The following is a 15,636-nucleotide window of genomic DNA, read 5'->3' on the forward strand; positions in this document are numbered from 1 at the left end:
TTTCGATGTGAGTGAACCGATGCCTCTTTAGTAACATTTTAACTGAGTGATCGCGTCCCGTTTACATATCACCCGTTGATTTTATATAATAAAATCGGAATGGGGGAAGAAGCATGGCAAATATTTGGGAATTTGTTCGGTTTAATACGTCTGAACGTCCGAAATATACTCGTTACGAATTAGCGAAGTTAGTACGTGAAAAAAGGGAGCAAGCTAAATTATCTCTTGATGATGTGGCTACCCAGTTTAATGTAGATGTTGAGTTGTGGAAAAGTATTGAAAATGCTTCCCGTTCTTTTAATGTCAAGATTTATAAAATTATTAGTGCTTTTTTAGACATGTCTATCAGTGAGCTTCTTGCAAAAGATGTAGACGACATGGCTGCAATTAGTTTTCGAGCGAACGACAAAGAAGAAAATGAAGAAATTAGCGAAGCAATTTATCTTGCAAATTTAATTTTTGATGAAATGGTTATGCAAGAGAAATTAAGTTCGCATTAGTCCGAGGTGGTTTTTTGGCTAAACAGAGAAAACTAAGCCGCGAAAAAAGGGAAGCGCTGTATCATTCAGTAATCCCAATTGCCTCTAGGTTTAGGAAGGAATTCCTTGATGATACAATCCCCATTAAGGACACCTTCCAAACGCTCGAGCAGTTGGGATTTTTTATTGTTCGTTTTCCAACACACAACAACCTTTCCGGCTTTCATTTGAAAAAAAGCGATTACGATTGTATTTTCATAAATAGTTCGCATCCACTAAGCCGTCAATACTTTTCTGGTTGGCATGAATGTTACCATGCATACACCGGTGAAGGTGGGGGGATTAGCTTAGAAGAAGACACGCAGCTCGACGAAATTGAATATAAAGCTGAGTGTTTTGCCGGTTGTATTCTTATGCCTGAACATTTGGTTAGTTCGTATATTCGTGAAAAAGGAATATCTTTGAGTTACCCAAGTTATGACCAACTAGTTCGCATGCAAAATTATTTCAGAGTTAGTTTGAGTGCACTTTTGACAAGGTTGATACAAATATATCCAGAACACCAAAGTGTTCTTTCCAAAAGGTTTGCCCTGACACACGCAAGCCGGTTAGATGATATGAAAGAAGTGGTCCGAAGAGTCAACGGTGACATTGAGCTCATTCTGCCCAGTAATGAGTTTTCGGTATCTCCACGATTTTATGTGAAACTGCATGAAAATTTAAGCGCTGATCGGATAACTGCAGCAAAAGCAGAATCTATACTGGATTTAATCGAAAAAGTTAGGGAAAAGTATGGAGTTTGACTTTTCGAAATATCCAATATGTGATACCGACATCTGGGTGAATATATGTTTAGCGGACCTTCATTCGCGATTATTTGCGAAATATGAAAAACTGGTTTTTGCAGATGTAGTTGAAGGAGAAATCATGGCGTGGAATAAAAATCCGGACTTTTCATTTATCGCGGAGAATTTCGATTCTTATAAAAAACATGGAGAGATATTTGTTATCCAGCACGATGTCCACATTTATGAAGAGGATAGAAAGATTCTAGAGACAACTCTCTATCAACTAGGATTTCAAATTGATTTCAAAAACCAGCCTCCTGAAAAGAATAAAGGTGAGTTCGTTTCCGCTATTTATGCAGACCATTTTGGAATTCCCTTAATGCAATCAAATGATGGAGCATTTCAAGAAGGTGGACGAGGTCGGGTTGAATTTCCAGATCTAAGAATCAAGAACTGGTTTCTTCTACCTGGATCATCGAACGGTAGATCATAAGTACAACATCATTACCGACGTGCATATCACGCCTGGCAACGTCCATGACTCTGTCCCCTATATCGATCGACTGGAGCATATCGTTAAAAAGTTTGGATTCGAAAAAACACTTGAAGCCGTGGTGCTTGATGCAGGGTACTTCACATCGTACATTTGCAAGAAGCTTCAGGATAAAAACCTATTCGCTGTCATTGGAAAAAGATCGTTTACGCCGACCAAAGGACTCATTGCGAAGTGGCGTTTCAAATACGATGCAGACAAGAACGTATACATCTGTCCCCAAAAGCATGAATTAACATATAGCACAACAGATCGAGAAGGATATCGGCAGTACAAATCCGACCCTAAGCACTGCGCGGAGTGCCCCATGCTGAAGGAATGCACCAGGTCGAAAAATAAAACAAAGGTGATTACGCGGCATGTTTGGCAGCCAAGCAAGGAATGGGTGAATGCCAATGGAAGAAGTCGGTCCGGTAAGTATTTGTACCGGTTGCGTTATCAGACAATTGAGCGAAGCTTCGCGGATGCCAAAGAGCTCCACGGGCTTCGCTATTGCCGTTTCCGGGGTCGTAAGAAGGTTCAGCAGCAAGCATTGATGACCGCGACCTGCCAGAAATCGGATAGGAGGCTATCCATTAGTTGAATAGCCGACCTTCCACACCACCGTACGTACCGTTCGGTATACGGCGGTTCAATCGTTTAAGTGCAAGTTACGAAGACGCTCGTATTGGGCAGGGAAGTCATAATACCCTGCCTGTGCGAGCTTTTCGTTTGTTATAGAGCGTTGCAGGATTGCACTCCCAGCCACACGCCAGTACCCCAGTCGTGTGTTCCCCCATTGGTAGGCTTGCCATTCCGGTATCCCTAGCTTGCGCAGGTTCTGTACCTTCGTTCTCGGCTTCTTCCATTGCTTCCAGATGTACATGCGGAGTCGTCTTCTCAGCCACTCGTTCCATCCTTGCAGAATCCGTTTCATGTCGGCTACATAAAAGTGGCCGAGCCAGCCGCGAATATAGACCTTTACGTCCTCCATAATCTGTCGAACCTTTCTCCCTTGACTCCGTCTCGTTAGTTCTTTCAGCTTCTTCTTCGCTTTTGCGAGAGATTGCGGATGAGTGCGGATATACACACCGTTCCCGTTCTTCCCCAAAGCAAAGCCAAGGAATTTGAAATGTTTCCGAGCGACTACACTGACGACCTTGCTTTTCTGCGCATTCAGTTTGAGCTTCAGCTTGTTTTCCAAATATGCTCGACAGGATTCCAGAAGCCGCGTTGCTGCTCGTTTGCTCTTCGCCAGCACGACGATGTCATCCGCATAGCGAATGACCACCACGCCTCTGCGTTTCATCTCCTGATCAAACTCATTCAGATAGATATTGGCCAGTAGCGGCGATAACGGGCCGCCTTGTGGTGAGCCTTCTTCGGTCTCGCGTCGTACTCCGTTTTCCATGACACCGCTTTTGAGATACTTCTTGATCAAATCGGTTACTCGTTTGTCCTGGATTTGCTTGCGCAGCAAGTTCATGAGCAGTTCGTGGTTCAAAGTATCGAAGTACTTTGAGAGATCAATTTCGACGGCGTAGCTATACCCCTGATCCGCATAAGTTTTTACACTTTTAATCGCTTGCTGTGCGCTTCGCCCGGGGCGGTAACCATAGCTACCTTCCGAGAAAAGTGGCTCGAACAGCGGTTGCAGTTGCTGGGATATGGCTTGTTGAATCACTCGGTCTATCACGGTGGGAATGCCGAGTTTTCGCACTCCGCTTCCATCTGGTTTGGGGATTTCCTTGCGACGCACCGGACTTGGTTTGTAACTCCCGTCCCGGATGCTTTGCAAGAGTTCCTCTCTGTGTTCCTTCAACCACGGCAGTGCCGCTTCGACGGTCATACCGTCTATTCCCGGTGCGCCGTGGTTGCTCTTAACCCGCTTATAGGCTCTGTTCAGGTTGTCCCTCTCCAGTATCTTCTCAAGCAGGTTGTTTGCACCGTCTCTTTCTTTGCTTTCCCGAGTGTCGACGCTCCGCGCTCCTGCATACTCTTCGCGTTCCACGCTATCCCTTTGCAGGCAGCCCTTCTGGTATTCTGCTTTCATCGCGTCGACTCTCCTTCCAGTATGTACTCGAGACTGACGATTGTTCAGCCCTTCCGTTCGCTGCTGTCGCAGCTTGCGTACTATGGCGTCTGCTGACTTCTCACAGCAAGCTTTACTCCATGATTCGGATTTTTTTTTCCTACTCCATGTCTGTGAGACCTCCCCGGGTAAGAGCGATAACCTTCCCCTCATCTATCTGCCACATTTACATGGCGGGATTCGGGCAGTATTGGACTTTACTTTGTATGGCAAGCTCGTCCGTCCCCCCATGCCTCATATGTTCGTCAGACCGAGGGTTTGCCTCCGGCTTCCTTCAGATTCCGCCTCGCGGCGGACGCCCTTGCCCTTGGCTAACAGTTCCTACTGCCAAGCCTGTAGCGGACTTTCACCGCCAAGTTATCGCCCATGCCGGGCGCACCATCAAAAAGATCGCCAATATTCTGGCCAAGAGGGCCGAATAAGGAGGCGATCTTTTTAATTTCAACTCAAGTTTTGGTTTTTCTATACTTCACTCTAGTTATAAAAATAAAAGCCCCAAAAAAACGGGGCTTAATCAACATTCTGACCTAAGCTGACAAGCTTAGAATTTTTTCTACATTTAAAACTTATTACATATATTGATTATGTCATATTGAATGTTACACAAAAATGGATATATAAACCAATTTATTCCTAGAAATTTACACATATTAAACCTTAGAGGTGACTTTTACAAAAAAATATCTTGGAATTTTTCTTATAGCATATTGAATATATTCATTTATATCGAATATTATTAACACATAGAAAGAAAACGCTTGCAACTAAGGGGGGAGTCTATCGCAAAGTTAGCAGCTTAGGAGTACAAGTCACTAGAATCCATCCAACGAAGCTTTAGGAGGTGAACACAGCATGGGATCCAGCAAATTACGTAAAATTTGGTATTTCCGGCATATTTACTTGTTTTTGCTTCCGGCGATCATTTGGTATTTGATTTTTGCCTATTATCCGATGTACGGCATTTTAATAGCGTTCAAAGATTTCAAATACAATCTGGGCATATTAGGGAGCCCATGGGCTGGCTTTAAGTATTTCGAACAGTTCCTTAACGATTCCAGCTTTTATGATGTCCTCCGTAATACCTTGTCAATCAGCGCGCTCAAGCTGATTTTCGGATTTCCGGCGCCGTTGATTCTGGCTTTGATGCTCAATGCGGTGATGCACGGAAGGCTCAAAAGAGTGTTCCAAACGATTTCTTATTTGCCGCACTTCGTTTCGTGGGTTGTTGTTGTGACTTTGCTGCAAAAAATTCTGTCCCCGAACGTCGGGCTGATTAATGACATCCGGTATCAAATGGGGTTGGAACCGATCTTCTTTATGGGTAAGCCGGAATTGTTCTATCCGTTGGTCGTCATATCCGACATCTGGAAAGGGGTCGGCTGGGGATCGATCATTTACTTGGCTGCGTTAACGAACATCGATCCTCATTTGTATGAGGCGGCGGAAATCGATGGGGCCGGAAGGTGGAGTAAGCTGTTTAAAATTACGCTTCCCAGCTTGACGCCAACGATCGCGATCCTGCTCATTTTCTCGCTCAGCGGCATTCTGAACGCAGGCTTTGACCAGATTTGGCTGATGCAAACCCCGGCGACCTTAAGCGTGTCGGAGATATTAGACACTTATGTGCTGAAGACAGGACTCCAGCAAGGGCAATTAGCTTATTCTACTGCCATCGGTTTATTCAAATCAGCGATCTCACTTGGGCTCATTGTGCTTGTCAACTATATCTCCCGAAAAGTGAGCGAGGTATCGCTATGGTAATAAGCCAACGGCAAGCATGAGGAGGTTGTGCGCATGGGGGCGAAAAGGCTGACGTCGGCGGACCGAATTTACATGGTGCTTAACTATTCGGTGTTGTTTATATTTTGCGCCACGGCGCTGTATCCCTTTATCTATTTCCTTGCCCTTTCGTTTAATGACGGCTACGACGCGATGAAGGGCGGAATCTACTTTTTTCCGAGAGTCTTTACTTTAGAGAATTATGCAAAAGCGTTTACCAATCCATTGATCTTAAATTCGTTTTATGTATCGATCGCCCGAACCGTGATTGTAACGGTTGGTTCGGTATTATTGACGGCTTTGCTAGCCTACGCGCTGTCACGGAAAGGCTTGCCCGGCCGAAAGTATATTGTCTTCTTCTTTTTCTTCACCACATTGTTCAGCGGGGGCTTGATCCCGACCTTTATTCTGTTCCGGCAAATCCACATTCTCAACACGTTTTGGGTATTGGTGCTGCCTTCCCTTTACAGCTTCTTTAACGCGATTATTATGAAAACCTTCTTTGACGGAATTCCTGAAGCTTTGTCCGAGTCGGCCCGGATTGATGGTGCCAGCGAATTATCCGTATTCGCCAGAATCATCCTGCCGCTCTCGATGCCGGTACTGGCGACCATTGCCTTGTTTGTTGGGGTCGGGGTGTGGAATGACTGGTTCACGGGGCAGTTTTTTATCCAAAATGAAAAATTACACCCCGCAGCGACCTTTCTAAACAAAATGATTAGTGAAGCTTCCTTCCAGTCGATGACTTCGTCGTCAGGGAACAGCGGTTCTGCGATTCAGAACATGACCGAATCCCAGCTGGAGCTGCGAGGAGTGACCCCGGAAGCCTTGCGGATGACGTTCGTCATCATCATTACCACACCAATCATTTGTGTCTATCCGTTTCTTCAGAAGTATTTCGTAAAAGGCGTATTGGTTGGTTCGCTTAAGGAGTAGTTGGTATAAAAGGTGAAGCCTTTTATATAAAATTGTTCATTGAAAGGGGAGTAGAGTATGAGCAAGAACGGGTTGAGGAGCGGTTTTATCATCACACTGATCGCTATCCTGCTGACAGCATGCGCAGGGTCAGGCGGGACTAAGGAGGCGAGCACGGTTAACTCGGGTTCGAATGAACCGGGGAACGTGAGTGAGACGGGTGCCGAACAATTTAAGCCTGTCACCTTAACGTACCTCAGCGCCTGGAACGGCGGCGGAGGTGCTTTCCCGCAAGATCAGGAGAATAATCCCGTAGCTCAAAAAATCCGGGAAAAAACCGGGGTCACTTTAAAGATGGAATCGATTACGACCAGCGAAGTAGAGAAATTGAACACCATCTTCGCTTCCGGTACGGTTCCGGATATCGTGAATGCTCCATTCTGGTCAACGACCGGGGGAGAAGGACAAGTTATCAAGAAAGCGGCCATGGAAGGCCAGATTCTGGACTTAACACCTTATCTGGATAAGTATCCGAATGTAAAAAGACTTGTGACAACCGGGATCGCTAAAGACTTTAACGAGTTCGATCTGAACAGCCCGGATTTTGAAGGAAAAACCTATCTCATTCCTACCGAAACTCCAGACGGAACCCCTGAGAGCATTCATAACTGGAACTACGGCCTTTTTGCCCGGGGAGATATTCTGAAGGCGCTGAATGTCAAAGCCGAGGAGATCGACACGCAAGAAGAGCTGTATGATTTACTGGTTAAAATCAGAGACGGCGGCTTTAAGGATATTGCCGGCAAACCGGTCATTCCGGCAGGTACGATGTGGAATGGCTGGGATTATGGCCAATTCCTTGCCGGTTGGTCCGATTACAACATTTCCGACTACCGTGAAGAAGACGGGAAGCTGATCCACTGGACGCAATCCAAGGATCATGAAGAACGGCTGCTCTACATGAGAAAGTTGCTGAACGAAGGGTTGTTTGACCTTGAAGCCTTCAGTAATACGAGCACAACGGCGAACGAAAAGCTGACGACAGGCAAGCTCGCTGTATTCGGTGCACAACCGATGTTAGCGGAGTTGTCTAAGACGCTGTATAAGACGAATCCGGAAATGCAATACGAGCTGCTTGGCCCGATGAAGAATAAGCGCGGTGAAATTCGGACGCAAGTAGAGAAACCGGGACGTTCCGGCTTCCCTGTCCTGTTCTTAAGCGCGAACATCAAGGACCCTGATGCAGCATTGCGTTACATTGATTACGTTAACAGTGAGGAAGGACGCTTGCTTGCCTACTACGGTATTGAAGGTACGCACTACACGCTGGAAAATGGAATTCCGCAATGGATTCCGGACGTGAAGAAGCAATTTGATGAGAACCCGGATCTGAAGAGAGACGCAGGGCTTAATTTCCTTCCGGGACGATTCATTGGCGCCTTCTCTGATTCCGTCACTTGGCCGATTCCAGAAGACCAAAAAACGCAGTGGCAAAAGCTGGAGGAGAGCTTCTCGGCCAGAATGCCGATCAAGATCATCGACAAGGTCAGCGCGAGTTACCTCGCGAGAGAATGGCCGAAGTATGACGAGTTTATCAATAAGACCAGCAGCTTGAATTTTGATGATGAATTTAAGAAAGCCCTATTTGCCTCGTCGGATCAAGAAGCTCTAAATATACTGCATAAAACTCAAGAGAAATTCCGAGATGCAGGCGTAGAGGAAATGGCGGCGTTTGTGGCGCAAAAAGCGGCAGAGCGGGATGATGTAGGGTTCTAACCCCTACTCATCCTGAAGATGAAGGAGGGAACGAAGATGTTGAACGTGGCAATGTTAAGTAAATGGCATGTGCATGCAGAGGATTATGCCAGAATGTTACAATCCCATGGGGATGTGAGAATCACCGCGGTATGGGACGAAGAACCTGAACGCGGCAGAGAATGGGCGACTCGATTAGGTGCGGACTTTGAGGCAGATCTGGACACTCTTTTGCGGCGGGAAGATGTGGATGGGGTAGTGGTGGATGCCCCTACAAGCATGCACGCTGACGTCATGGTGGCTGCGGCGCAAGCCGGCAAGCATATTTTCACCGAGAAAGCGATGGCGCTGACCACGGAGGAATGTGAGCGAATATCGGCAGCGGTACGTGAGGCCGGCGTTAAGTTCTGTATCTCCTTCCCGGCCCGCACGAGACCGCAGGAATTGTTCGCAAAGCAGCTGATCGATGACGGAATCCTAGGGGATGTGACACTTCTGCGCATTCGGAACGGGCATGACGGGGCATTAAACAATTGGCTGCCGGAGTACTGGTATGATGAGAAGCAAGCCGGCGGCGGGGCGATGATGGATTTAGGCTGTCACCCGATGTATCTTGCCAGCTGGTATTTAGGAAAGCCAAAACGGATCACTTCCATGTTCCACTACTTCACTCATCGCGCCGTGGAAGATAATGCACAATGCTCCATCGAGTTTGCCAACAACGCGGTTGCCCTGGTCGAAACCAGCCTGGTGACGTATCGAACTCCTTCTGCGCTTGAAATTTACGGTACAGAAGGCACATTGATCATCTCGGATTCGAACGTGAAAGTCATTTCGAAGAAATTCGATTCCCCCTTCTCCGGATGGATATCGCCAACACAGTTCCCTGCAGCGCAGCCGCTCCCGATCGTTCAATGGGTGGATGCCTTGCTTGAGGATAAGCCGATGCCGTTCGGACTGGAAGATGGAACGAAATTAACAGAGCTTCTGGAGGCGGCCTATATCGCCCACAAGGAAAATCGAACGGTGGAGTTCAAGTAGCGCGGAGGAGGGGAACAGATGAGAACGGTAAAAGTAGGGATCATCGGTTGCGGACTCATTGCCAATGACAAGCATATGCCGAGTTTAGCGAAGGTGGACAATGTGCGGATGGTAGCCTTCTGCGACTTGATCCCGGAAAGAGCTGAGGCTGCCGCGAAGAAATTTGGTACGCCGGATGCCAAGGTGTTCACGAATTATAAGGATCTGCTGGCGCTGGAAGAGATCGAGGTTGTACATGTGTTAACCCCCAATAGTTCTCATGCCTCGATTTCCATCGATGCGCTCGAAAGCGGCAAACATGTCATGTGCGAGAAGCCTATGGCGGTCACGGGTGCTGAGGCAAAAGCGATGTATGAAGCTCACTTGCGAAGCGGCAAGAAGCTCACCGTCGGTTACCAGAGTCGATCCAGCGCCAAGAGCCAACTGCTCAAGAAGATGATCCAAAATGGCGAACTGGGAGATATCTATTTCGCCAAAGCGGTGGCTACTCGCAGAAGAGGTGTACCAACCTGGGGCGTGTTCTTGGATAAAGAGAAGCAAGGCGGCGGCCCGATGATCGATATCGGAACTCATTCCCTGGACTTGATCCTCTGGTTAATGGATAATTATGAACCGGAAAGCGTCGTCGGCAGTGTGTTCCATAAGCTGAAATACACCGAAAATGCCGCAAACGAATGGGGCTCTTGGGATCCGAATGAGTTCGAAGTCGAAGACTCCGCGTTTGGCTACGTGAAATTCAAAAATGGAGCTACGGTCATCATCGAAACGAGCTGGGCCTTAAATATTGCGGATGACTCAGGCAATTTGGTGTGCGGCACGAAGGGCGGAGCGGATTTTAACAATCGTAAGCTGCGGATCAATGGCGAACGAGACGGAAGCTTGTTCGTGAATGAAATCGATGTCGATCCTAACGCGAGAGAACTGTTCCGCGGGGAGAAGCTGACCGATTTCGAGTATGAAGCGAAACAATGGATTCATAGCATCGTCAACGACACGGAACCTCTCGTGAAACCGAGGGAAGCGATGATCGTATCTCAGATTTTGGAGGCGGTCTATCAATCCGCGGAAACGGGGAAGATCGTTTATTTTGATCAGGAATAAGTACGTATAAGGCCATGAGGCGTAAGCTTCGCGGGACAGAGGGCATGAAAACAAAATGGGGCTGTCCAGAAAGTCAGTGAAAATTGACCTCTGGACGCCCTGTTTTGTTAAATGTTAAAAAAAGGAACAAAATAACCTAATTTTCCTGTAGAATGAAGTTACCACACAACAATCTACAAAAGGCGTAGCTCGGCGTGATTGATGAGATGATTGAAGCCATCCCGGATGAGCAGTTGTTTGCTCACTATACGGCGAGGGCTAAAGAAGGTTCACACGGAGTTTGGGATTGTGGCTTTGGCTCACAATTTGCTTAAGGTGGCGGGTATCCGCCACGCTACTCTATCAATCAAAATATATATTATATTTACAAAAATGCCATTGACTACAAATAATAAGAGAATTATTATAAAAAGGTATATATTGACATTTAAGAGGATGGAGGTAATTGAATTTATGAAAACTAGTTTCAAGTATTTGGTGGCGACGTCTGTAATTAGCATTTCTCTTCTTGCAACTGCTGTGCCTGGATTTGCCGATACAGCGCTAAAAGCATCGGGTGGATGGAGTGAATCAGGAGGCTATTATATTAATCAAGCTAGATCAACTGGCGTAGGTATTTTCGCAAGTGATAGTCCCGATAAACATTATGGTGAACGTCGTACAAAAACAGAAGATCATGGTGAGACTGTATTTTACGCAGCTTATGGTTACACTATTTGGAAGGATACATACCATTATACAACTGCAAGGATGGAAGATAACAAAGGAAATGTGAGAACAACTAGTGGTAGACAATGGGGAACTGGATATACAGAGGCACAATCTCCATGGTATGCACCAGGTATATTTGAAAATACTGAGGCCAGAACGTACTGGGGACATTAAGCTTAACTCATATTGGGACATAAGTAGGATTAATATAGTGAAAAGGTTACTCAATCTATGGATTCGGATTAAGTAACCTTTCACTCTTTAACCCAAATGAAATGAGGAAAATGAATTGATTACGCTAAGAAAGAAAGATGCAGTTCTTTACATTGTTTTGACCGGTCTATTTTTATTCTTCTGTATCTTTCAAACTTATTTACATAAGCAAGAAGAGTTTAATGAAATTTCTAATGAACTATATACTAATCATCATAAAGTTCTTATTAATCAAGGTGATGATCGGTGGTTAAAGGAATTGTCGGATTCCGATTGCAGAATTTTCGCAGAATATAATAGCACCTATCGAGCGTTATTGAAAAATTCAGGGGAATGGTCTCCTCCAATAAGATCGGGGCATTATTTCTTAGAAACAGACCAAGGCCGCAAGGCAGTGGTTGGCAATGAAATGAGAAAACAAGTATATGAACGCGGAGGAAATAAATATATTACTTTTCAAGGAGTAGAATATGAAGTCACCGGTTTTATGGGGGCTTCATTTGCAAGTTCGATAGATTATTTAGTATTACTTATTAATCCTGAACTTCCGAATATCCCTAAAAATACTAGAATTATTGTGGATGGCGATAACGAATCTACAGTTGAAGAGTTAGTTGAAAAAGTTGTAAGCAAAAACCCCCTTATATCTCAGATTGAAAGTACACAGAAAGGTGTAACTAGAACAGCAGAAGTATCATTTTTTAATTTTTTGTTATTCGTTGAAATGTGCATTCTTATATTATTCACTATTACAGCTTTTATAAGATACTGGTATGAAAAAGAAAAGAAAACCATTCGTGTTTTGTTCCTCTTGGGCGTTTCGAAAAGAAAAATATATCAACAAATTATAAATAAATCACTGCTAATTGTGATTTTTTCAAGTATTTCCACATTTTTTGTCATTTATATCTTTGATTCATTCATCTTATTTAATTTGGGTTCGATGATTTTGCTGACATTTCTTTTCTTATTTAGTGTTTGGCTATTGTTGAGCTTATTTTTTTATAATGATCATGCAAAAGGAAAGGTAACCAGGAATGATCCTCAATGAATATAGGTTATATCTAAAGAAATATAAATTTTTGGTACTCATCATGTACTTGCAAATCACAGTTTTTTTAATCCTTTTTGGAACGTTTGTTGCTTTTCTACAGCAACTTGATTATGAAAGTAGGAGCCTTGGTGAAATATATGAAGGAAAGGCGGTCTATCAATTACTGGACAATTATTATGATGGGGAAAAGTATCAAGATTTTAATAGTCAATCGGACTATTTAATAAAATTAAAAAATTACTATTCGATGCTAAATACTTCAACCGATTTTCAATATTTGGCAATGTTTAATCATCACATTCTACTGGAAGATAAAGGCCTTCCGCTTAAATTTGTTGAAGGTTACGAAAGCGGGGGAGAAAAACACCAGGAAAGTATTAATGGAACAGTATATACAGCAGTAAAATCATTTCAAATGAATAAAAAAGCTGCTGATTTTTTTCATCTAAATACGTCGGAAGGAACAATGTGGGGCGAGGACGATTTTAGTAATTCTACCAATACCATGTCAGTATTATTAGGTTCTTCGTATAGGAAGATCTATCAATTAGGTGAAGAAATATCCATAAAATACTACAATAAACCACAAAGAGTAAAGGTTATTGGGTTCTTGAAGGAAAATAGTAAGTTGTTTTTTAATAATAATCCGGAGTTTTATCTTGATGATTACATAATTATTCCATATAGAGAATATGGGAATCCAAAATCAGAGGAAGATGAGTTGTTTCAACAAATAAATTATTTTGCCATGATTAACGGTTTTATTGTTACTGAAAATAATACTGTACAGACTCAAAAAATGTTTCAAAGAATTGATGCGATTGCAAAGCAAAATGCTATCGACTATTCTTTTATCGGTTTGAATCCACATTTTCTAAAATATCGAGGTTTGCTGACAACACTATTAGAAAATAAATCGTTGGTGCAATCATTCTTTTTCGCTATGATTTTTTTAAATTTGTTAATTATTAGCTATATCATCATTTTGCAACAAAAAAGAAGATTTCCTTTTTTATTTATTCATTTTATAAATGGAGCCACTAAGATGGAACTTATCAAAATGCAATTTTTGGAAATTGGAAGTGTTTTCCTGGCAGCTTATTTATCCGCGTTTATTATTATTGATCAAGTTTTAAAATTGGGTGATCTTAAAACACAGTTTATTTTGTTACTGCTGAGCATAGCTATGAGCGTTATTTCGTGCATTGTCCCCGCTTATAAGCTTCTGTATACACCATTCGTTATAAATCATGAAGAAGAAGGGGGAAGAGGGCAAAATGCTTATTGAACTAGCTGGAATCACTAAATGTTATAAGAACGGAAGCCAATACGTCAATATTTTAGAGGATTTGAATTTAAAAATTCATGAGGGAGAATCAATAGCAATAAAAGGGAAGAGTGGTTGTGGAAAATCAACTTTACTAAATATTATAGGTGGGCTTCTTCCTTTCGATAAAGGTGTAATGCTCTTCAATGGTACGGATATCTCAAAACTAACAGAAAACCAAAGAGCCGAGTACCGCAAAAAAAATATTGGCTTTGTAACTCAAAATTTCCATTTGCTTGATGACAGGAATGTTTTTGAAAATATTGCCCTCCCGCTACAATATCTTGGGATGCCAAAACATCAAATAAAGGCTAGGGTTGAAGAAATTCTTTATGATCTGGAAATTGAGTATACAATAAAGAGAGAAATTTCAACATTATCTGGTGGTGAACGTCAACGGGTTGCTATTGGACGTGCTATTGTAAAAAGACCCTTATTGCTTTTGGCAGATGAACCTACCGGTTCACTTGATGAACAAACCGAAGAATCGATTTTGAAAATATTTAGTTCTCTGCATCAACAAGGAGTGACGCTAGTCATAGTTACTCATGACGATACTGTTGCAAAAAGTTGTCAGCATATATATAAACTACAGCATATGGAGTTGTATTCTGTAAGTTAGTAAATTAGTATTCAGTAAAAATATGTACAAATTAACGAAGTCTTCACGTTAACAAATATTCAGACAATAAGGATGTGAGAGCCAAAAACCGACGGGGCTGTCCAGAAAGTCAGTGAAAACTGACCGCCGGACGCCCCGTTTTTGTCGAATGATAATAAAAGGAACAAAATAACCTAATTTTCCTGTAGAATGAAGTTACCACACAACTTTAGCCAGTTGAGCACGCGAAGCGTGCGAAACAAAAAACCACCCGCTATGCGGGTGGAGGGAAGCAAGGTTTGACCAACAAGACCATCCCCATAAAATTGAGATGTTCAGGCTCAATTAAAGAAAGGAACGGTCTTAGATGGCAAACAAGAGCTATAGTCTAGTTCGCACGAAGTGGATGTGCAAATACCATATCGTGTTCACCCCGAAGTATAGACGGAAAGAGATCTATAATCAAGTGAGGAAAGACTTGATCGAAATATTTAAACATTTGTGTAAGTACAAAGGAGTAGAGATCATAGAAGGGCACATGATGCCAGATCATGTACATATGCTTGTAGCGATCCCACCCAAAATCTCAGTATTGTCATTCATGGGATATCTAAAGGGAAAGAGTTCACTGATGATATTCGAGAAGCATGCCAACTTGAAGTATAAATATGGCAATCGAAAATTTTGGGCAGAGGGATATTAGGGTGGTTATGATTTACAGCATGTGTTAAAATTTTTCAAGGTTCAATATGTTTACATTTGCGCACAAATGCATATAATAAAAATTAGGCGGTGAGATTATGGGACTCAATTATGATCCAAGTAAATGTAAGCAAATAATTGACAATATTGATATTGAATTTTTTAGAGCTCTTTTCGACCCAGTTCGAAGTGAATTGTTGATATTTCTTTCCGCTAATGGTGAAATGACGGTTGGGGAAATAGCAGAACATTTTCCTCAAAATCGATCGGTGATTTCTCGTCATCTAGATTTTATGAATAGATATAGTATTGTTCAGAGAAGGAAAGAAGGTCGAGAAATTTACTACAAAGCAAATAAAAAGTTCATTGCCGATAAGTTTGAGGCAACAGCGCATAATATGAAAGCACTCATGAATATAAAAAAATGATGATCCCACAGTGACTATTGATTGGGATCGGCACTGCTAATATTCAAAATAATAGAGTGCTTTTTATTTTGCTCTATATATGCATTTATGTGCACATAAACACGGAAGGGGTTTTTAG

General features: G+C 43.0%; 14 protein-coding genes and 2 pseudogenes. 15 read left to right on the top strand and 1 reads right to left on the bottom strand.

Annotated features, from left to right (window positions below):
- Window positions 1-113 precede the first annotated feature (113 nt).
- From RW092_RS16595 to RW092_RS16605, 4 genes and pseudogenes are all read left to right on the top strand, one after another.
- Window positions 114-500: a helix-turn-helix domain-containing protein gene (locus RW092_RS16595; RefSeq protein WP_316010721.1), complete on the top strand. Its 387-nt coding sequence runs from the start codon at window positions 114-116 to the stop codon at window positions 498-500.
- Window positions 501-514: 14 nt separating this feature from the next.
- Window positions 515-1,282: an ImmA/IrrE family metallo-endopeptidase gene (locus RW092_RS16600; RefSeq protein ID WP_316010722.1), complete on the top strand. Its 768-nt coding sequence runs from the start codon at window positions 515-517 to the stop codon at window positions 1,280-1,282.
- Window positions 1,272-1,760, top strand: coding sequence for a hypothetical protein (locus RW092_RS23840; protein ID WP_410055545.1), 489 nt, complete (start codon window positions 1,272-1,274; stop codon window positions 1,758-1,760). Before RW092_RS16600 ends, RW092_RS23840 begins: the two co-directional genes overlap by 11 nt.
- Window positions 1,726-2,403, top strand: a pseudogene (locus tag RW092_RS16605) (transposase); the annotation flags it as partial. The gene RW092_RS23840 and the pseudogene RW092_RS16605, both read left to right, overlap by 35 nt.
- 48 nt (window positions 2,404-2,451) lie before the next feature.
- Here the strand turns inward: RW092_RS16605 and ltrA are convergent.
- Window positions 2,452-3,852 (bottom strand): group II intron reverse transcriptase/maturase, encoded by a 1,401-nt coding sequence (gene ltrA, locus RW092_RS16610; RefSeq protein WP_316010723.1) that lies wholly within the window; start codon window positions 3,850-3,852, stop codon window positions 2,452-2,454.
- A gap of 891 nt (window positions 3,853-4,743) precedes the next feature.
- Between ltrA and RW092_RS16615 the strand changes: the two genes are divergently transcribed.
- The 11 genes and pseudogenes from RW092_RS16615 to RW092_RS16665 all read left to right on the top strand — a co-directional run bounded on the left by RW092_RS16615 (window position 4,744) and on the right by RW092_RS16665 (window position 15,518).
- Window positions 4,744-5,652: an ABC transporter permease gene (locus RW092_RS16615; protein ID WP_016312649.1), complete on the top strand. Its 909-nt coding sequence runs from the start codon at window positions 4,744-4,746 to the stop codon at window positions 5,650-5,652.
- Window positions 5,653-5,685: 33 nt separating this feature from the next.
- A complete protein-coding gene (locus RW092_RS16620; protein ID WP_028537984.1) occupies window positions 5,686-6,606 on the top strand; it encodes a carbohydrate ABC transporter permease in 921 nt (306 codons plus the stop codon).
- Window positions 6,607-6,663: 57 nt separating this feature from the next.
- Window positions 6,664-8,361: an extracellular solute-binding protein gene (locus tag RW092_RS16625; RefSeq protein WP_255315323.1), complete on the top strand. Its 1,698-nt coding sequence runs from the start codon at window positions 6,664-6,666 to the stop codon at window positions 8,359-8,361.
- 36 nt (window positions 8,362-8,397) lie between these two features.
- Window positions 8,398-9,381 (top strand): Gfo/Idh/MocA family protein, encoded by a 984-nt coding sequence (locus tag RW092_RS16630; RefSeq protein ID WP_316010724.1) that lies wholly within the window; start codon window positions 8,398-8,400, stop codon window positions 9,379-9,381.
- Between the two features lie 18 nt (window positions 9,382-9,399).
- Window positions 9,400-10,482 carry a Gfo/Idh/MocA family protein gene (locus RW092_RS16635; RefSeq protein WP_127575862.1) on the top strand — a complete coding sequence of 361 codons (1,083 nt, stop codon included), beginning with the start codon at window positions 9,400-9,402 and terminating at the stop codon, window positions 10,480-10,482.
- Window positions 10,483-10,770: 288 nt separating this feature from the next.
- Entirely contained in the window at window positions 10,771-11,367 is a 597-nt protein-coding gene (locus tag RW092_RS16640) for a hypothetical protein (RefSeq protein WP_316010725.1), read from the top strand.
- Between the two features lie 115 nt (window positions 11,368-11,482).
- Window positions 11,483-12,457 carry an ABC transporter permease gene (locus RW092_RS16645; RefSeq protein WP_028537980.1) on the top strand — a complete coding sequence of 325 codons (975 nt, stop codon included), beginning with the start codon at window positions 11,483-11,485 and terminating at the stop codon, window positions 12,455-12,457.
- Window positions 12,444-13,748, top strand: coding sequence for a hypothetical protein (locus RW092_RS16650; protein WP_316010726.1), 1,305 nt, complete (start codon window positions 12,444-12,446; stop codon window positions 13,746-13,748). Before RW092_RS16645 ends, RW092_RS16650 begins: the two co-directional genes overlap by 14 nt.
- Entirely contained in the window at window positions 13,738-14,409 is a 672-nt protein-coding gene (locus RW092_RS16655) for an ABC transporter ATP-binding protein (protein WP_316010727.1), read from the top strand. Before RW092_RS16650 ends, RW092_RS16655 begins: the two co-directional genes overlap by 11 nt.
- Before the next feature lie 346 nt (window positions 14,410-14,755).
- Window positions 14,756-15,088 (top strand): annotated as a pseudogene (gene tnpA, locus RW092_RS16660) (IS200/IS605 family transposase); the annotation flags it as partial.
- 100 nt (window positions 15,089-15,188) lie between these two features.
- Entirely contained in the window at window positions 15,189-15,518 is a 330-nt protein-coding gene (locus tag RW092_RS16665) for an ArsR/SmtB family transcription factor (protein ID WP_316010728.1), read from the top strand.
- Window positions 15,519-15,636: the final 118 nt, after the last annotated feature.

Source organism: Paenibacillus sp. 3LSP (genome assembly GCF_032465655.1).
GTDB classification, from domain to species: Bacteria; Bacillota; Bacilli; order Paenibacillales; family Paenibacillaceae; genus Fontibacillus; species Fontibacillus barengoltzii.

Excerpts from the sequence above, each read along its gene's own strand:
- RW092_RS16650 (WP_316010726.1), top strand. The coding sequence starts at position 12,444 with ATGATCCTCAATGAATATAGGTTATATCTAAAGAAATATAAATTTTTG.
- RW092_RS16620 (WP_028537984.1), top strand. The coding sequence starts at position 5,686 with ATGGGGGCGAAAAGGCTGACGTCGGCGGACCGAATTTACATGGTGCTT.
- ltrA (WP_316010723.1), bottom strand. The coding sequence starts at position 3,852 with ATGAAAGCAGAATACCAGAAGGGCTGCCTGCAAAGGGATAGCGTGGAA.
- RW092_RS16665 (WP_316010728.1), top strand. The coding sequence starts at position 15,189 with ATGGGACTCAATTATGATCCAAGTAAATGTAAGCAAATAATTGACAAT.
- RW092_RS16635 (WP_127575862.1), top strand. The coding sequence starts at position 9,400 with ATGAGAACGGTAAAAGTAGGGATCATCGGTTGCGGACTCATTGCCAAT.
- RW092_RS23840 (WP_410055545.1), top strand. The coding sequence starts at position 1,272 with ATGGAGTTTGACTTTTCGAAATATCCAATATGTGATACCGACATCTGG.
- RW092_RS16655 (WP_316010727.1), top strand. The coding sequence starts at position 13,738 with ATGCTTATTGAACTAGCTGGAATCACTAAATGTTATAAGAACGGAAGC.
- RW092_RS16615 (WP_016312649.1), top strand. The coding sequence starts at position 4,744 with ATGGGATCCAGCAAATTACGTAAAATTTGGTATTTCCGGCATATTTAC.
- RW092_RS16630 (WP_316010724.1), top strand. The coding sequence starts at position 8,398 with ATGTTGAACGTGGCAATGTTAAGTAAATGGCATGTGCATGCAGAGGAT.
- RW092_RS16595 (WP_316010721.1), top strand. The coding sequence starts at position 114 with ATGGCAAATATTTGGGAATTTGTTCGGTTTAATACGTCTGAACGTCCG.
- RW092_RS16625 (WP_255315323.1), top strand. The coding sequence starts at position 6,664 with ATGAGCAAGAACGGGTTGAGGAGCGGTTTTATCATCACACTGATCGCT.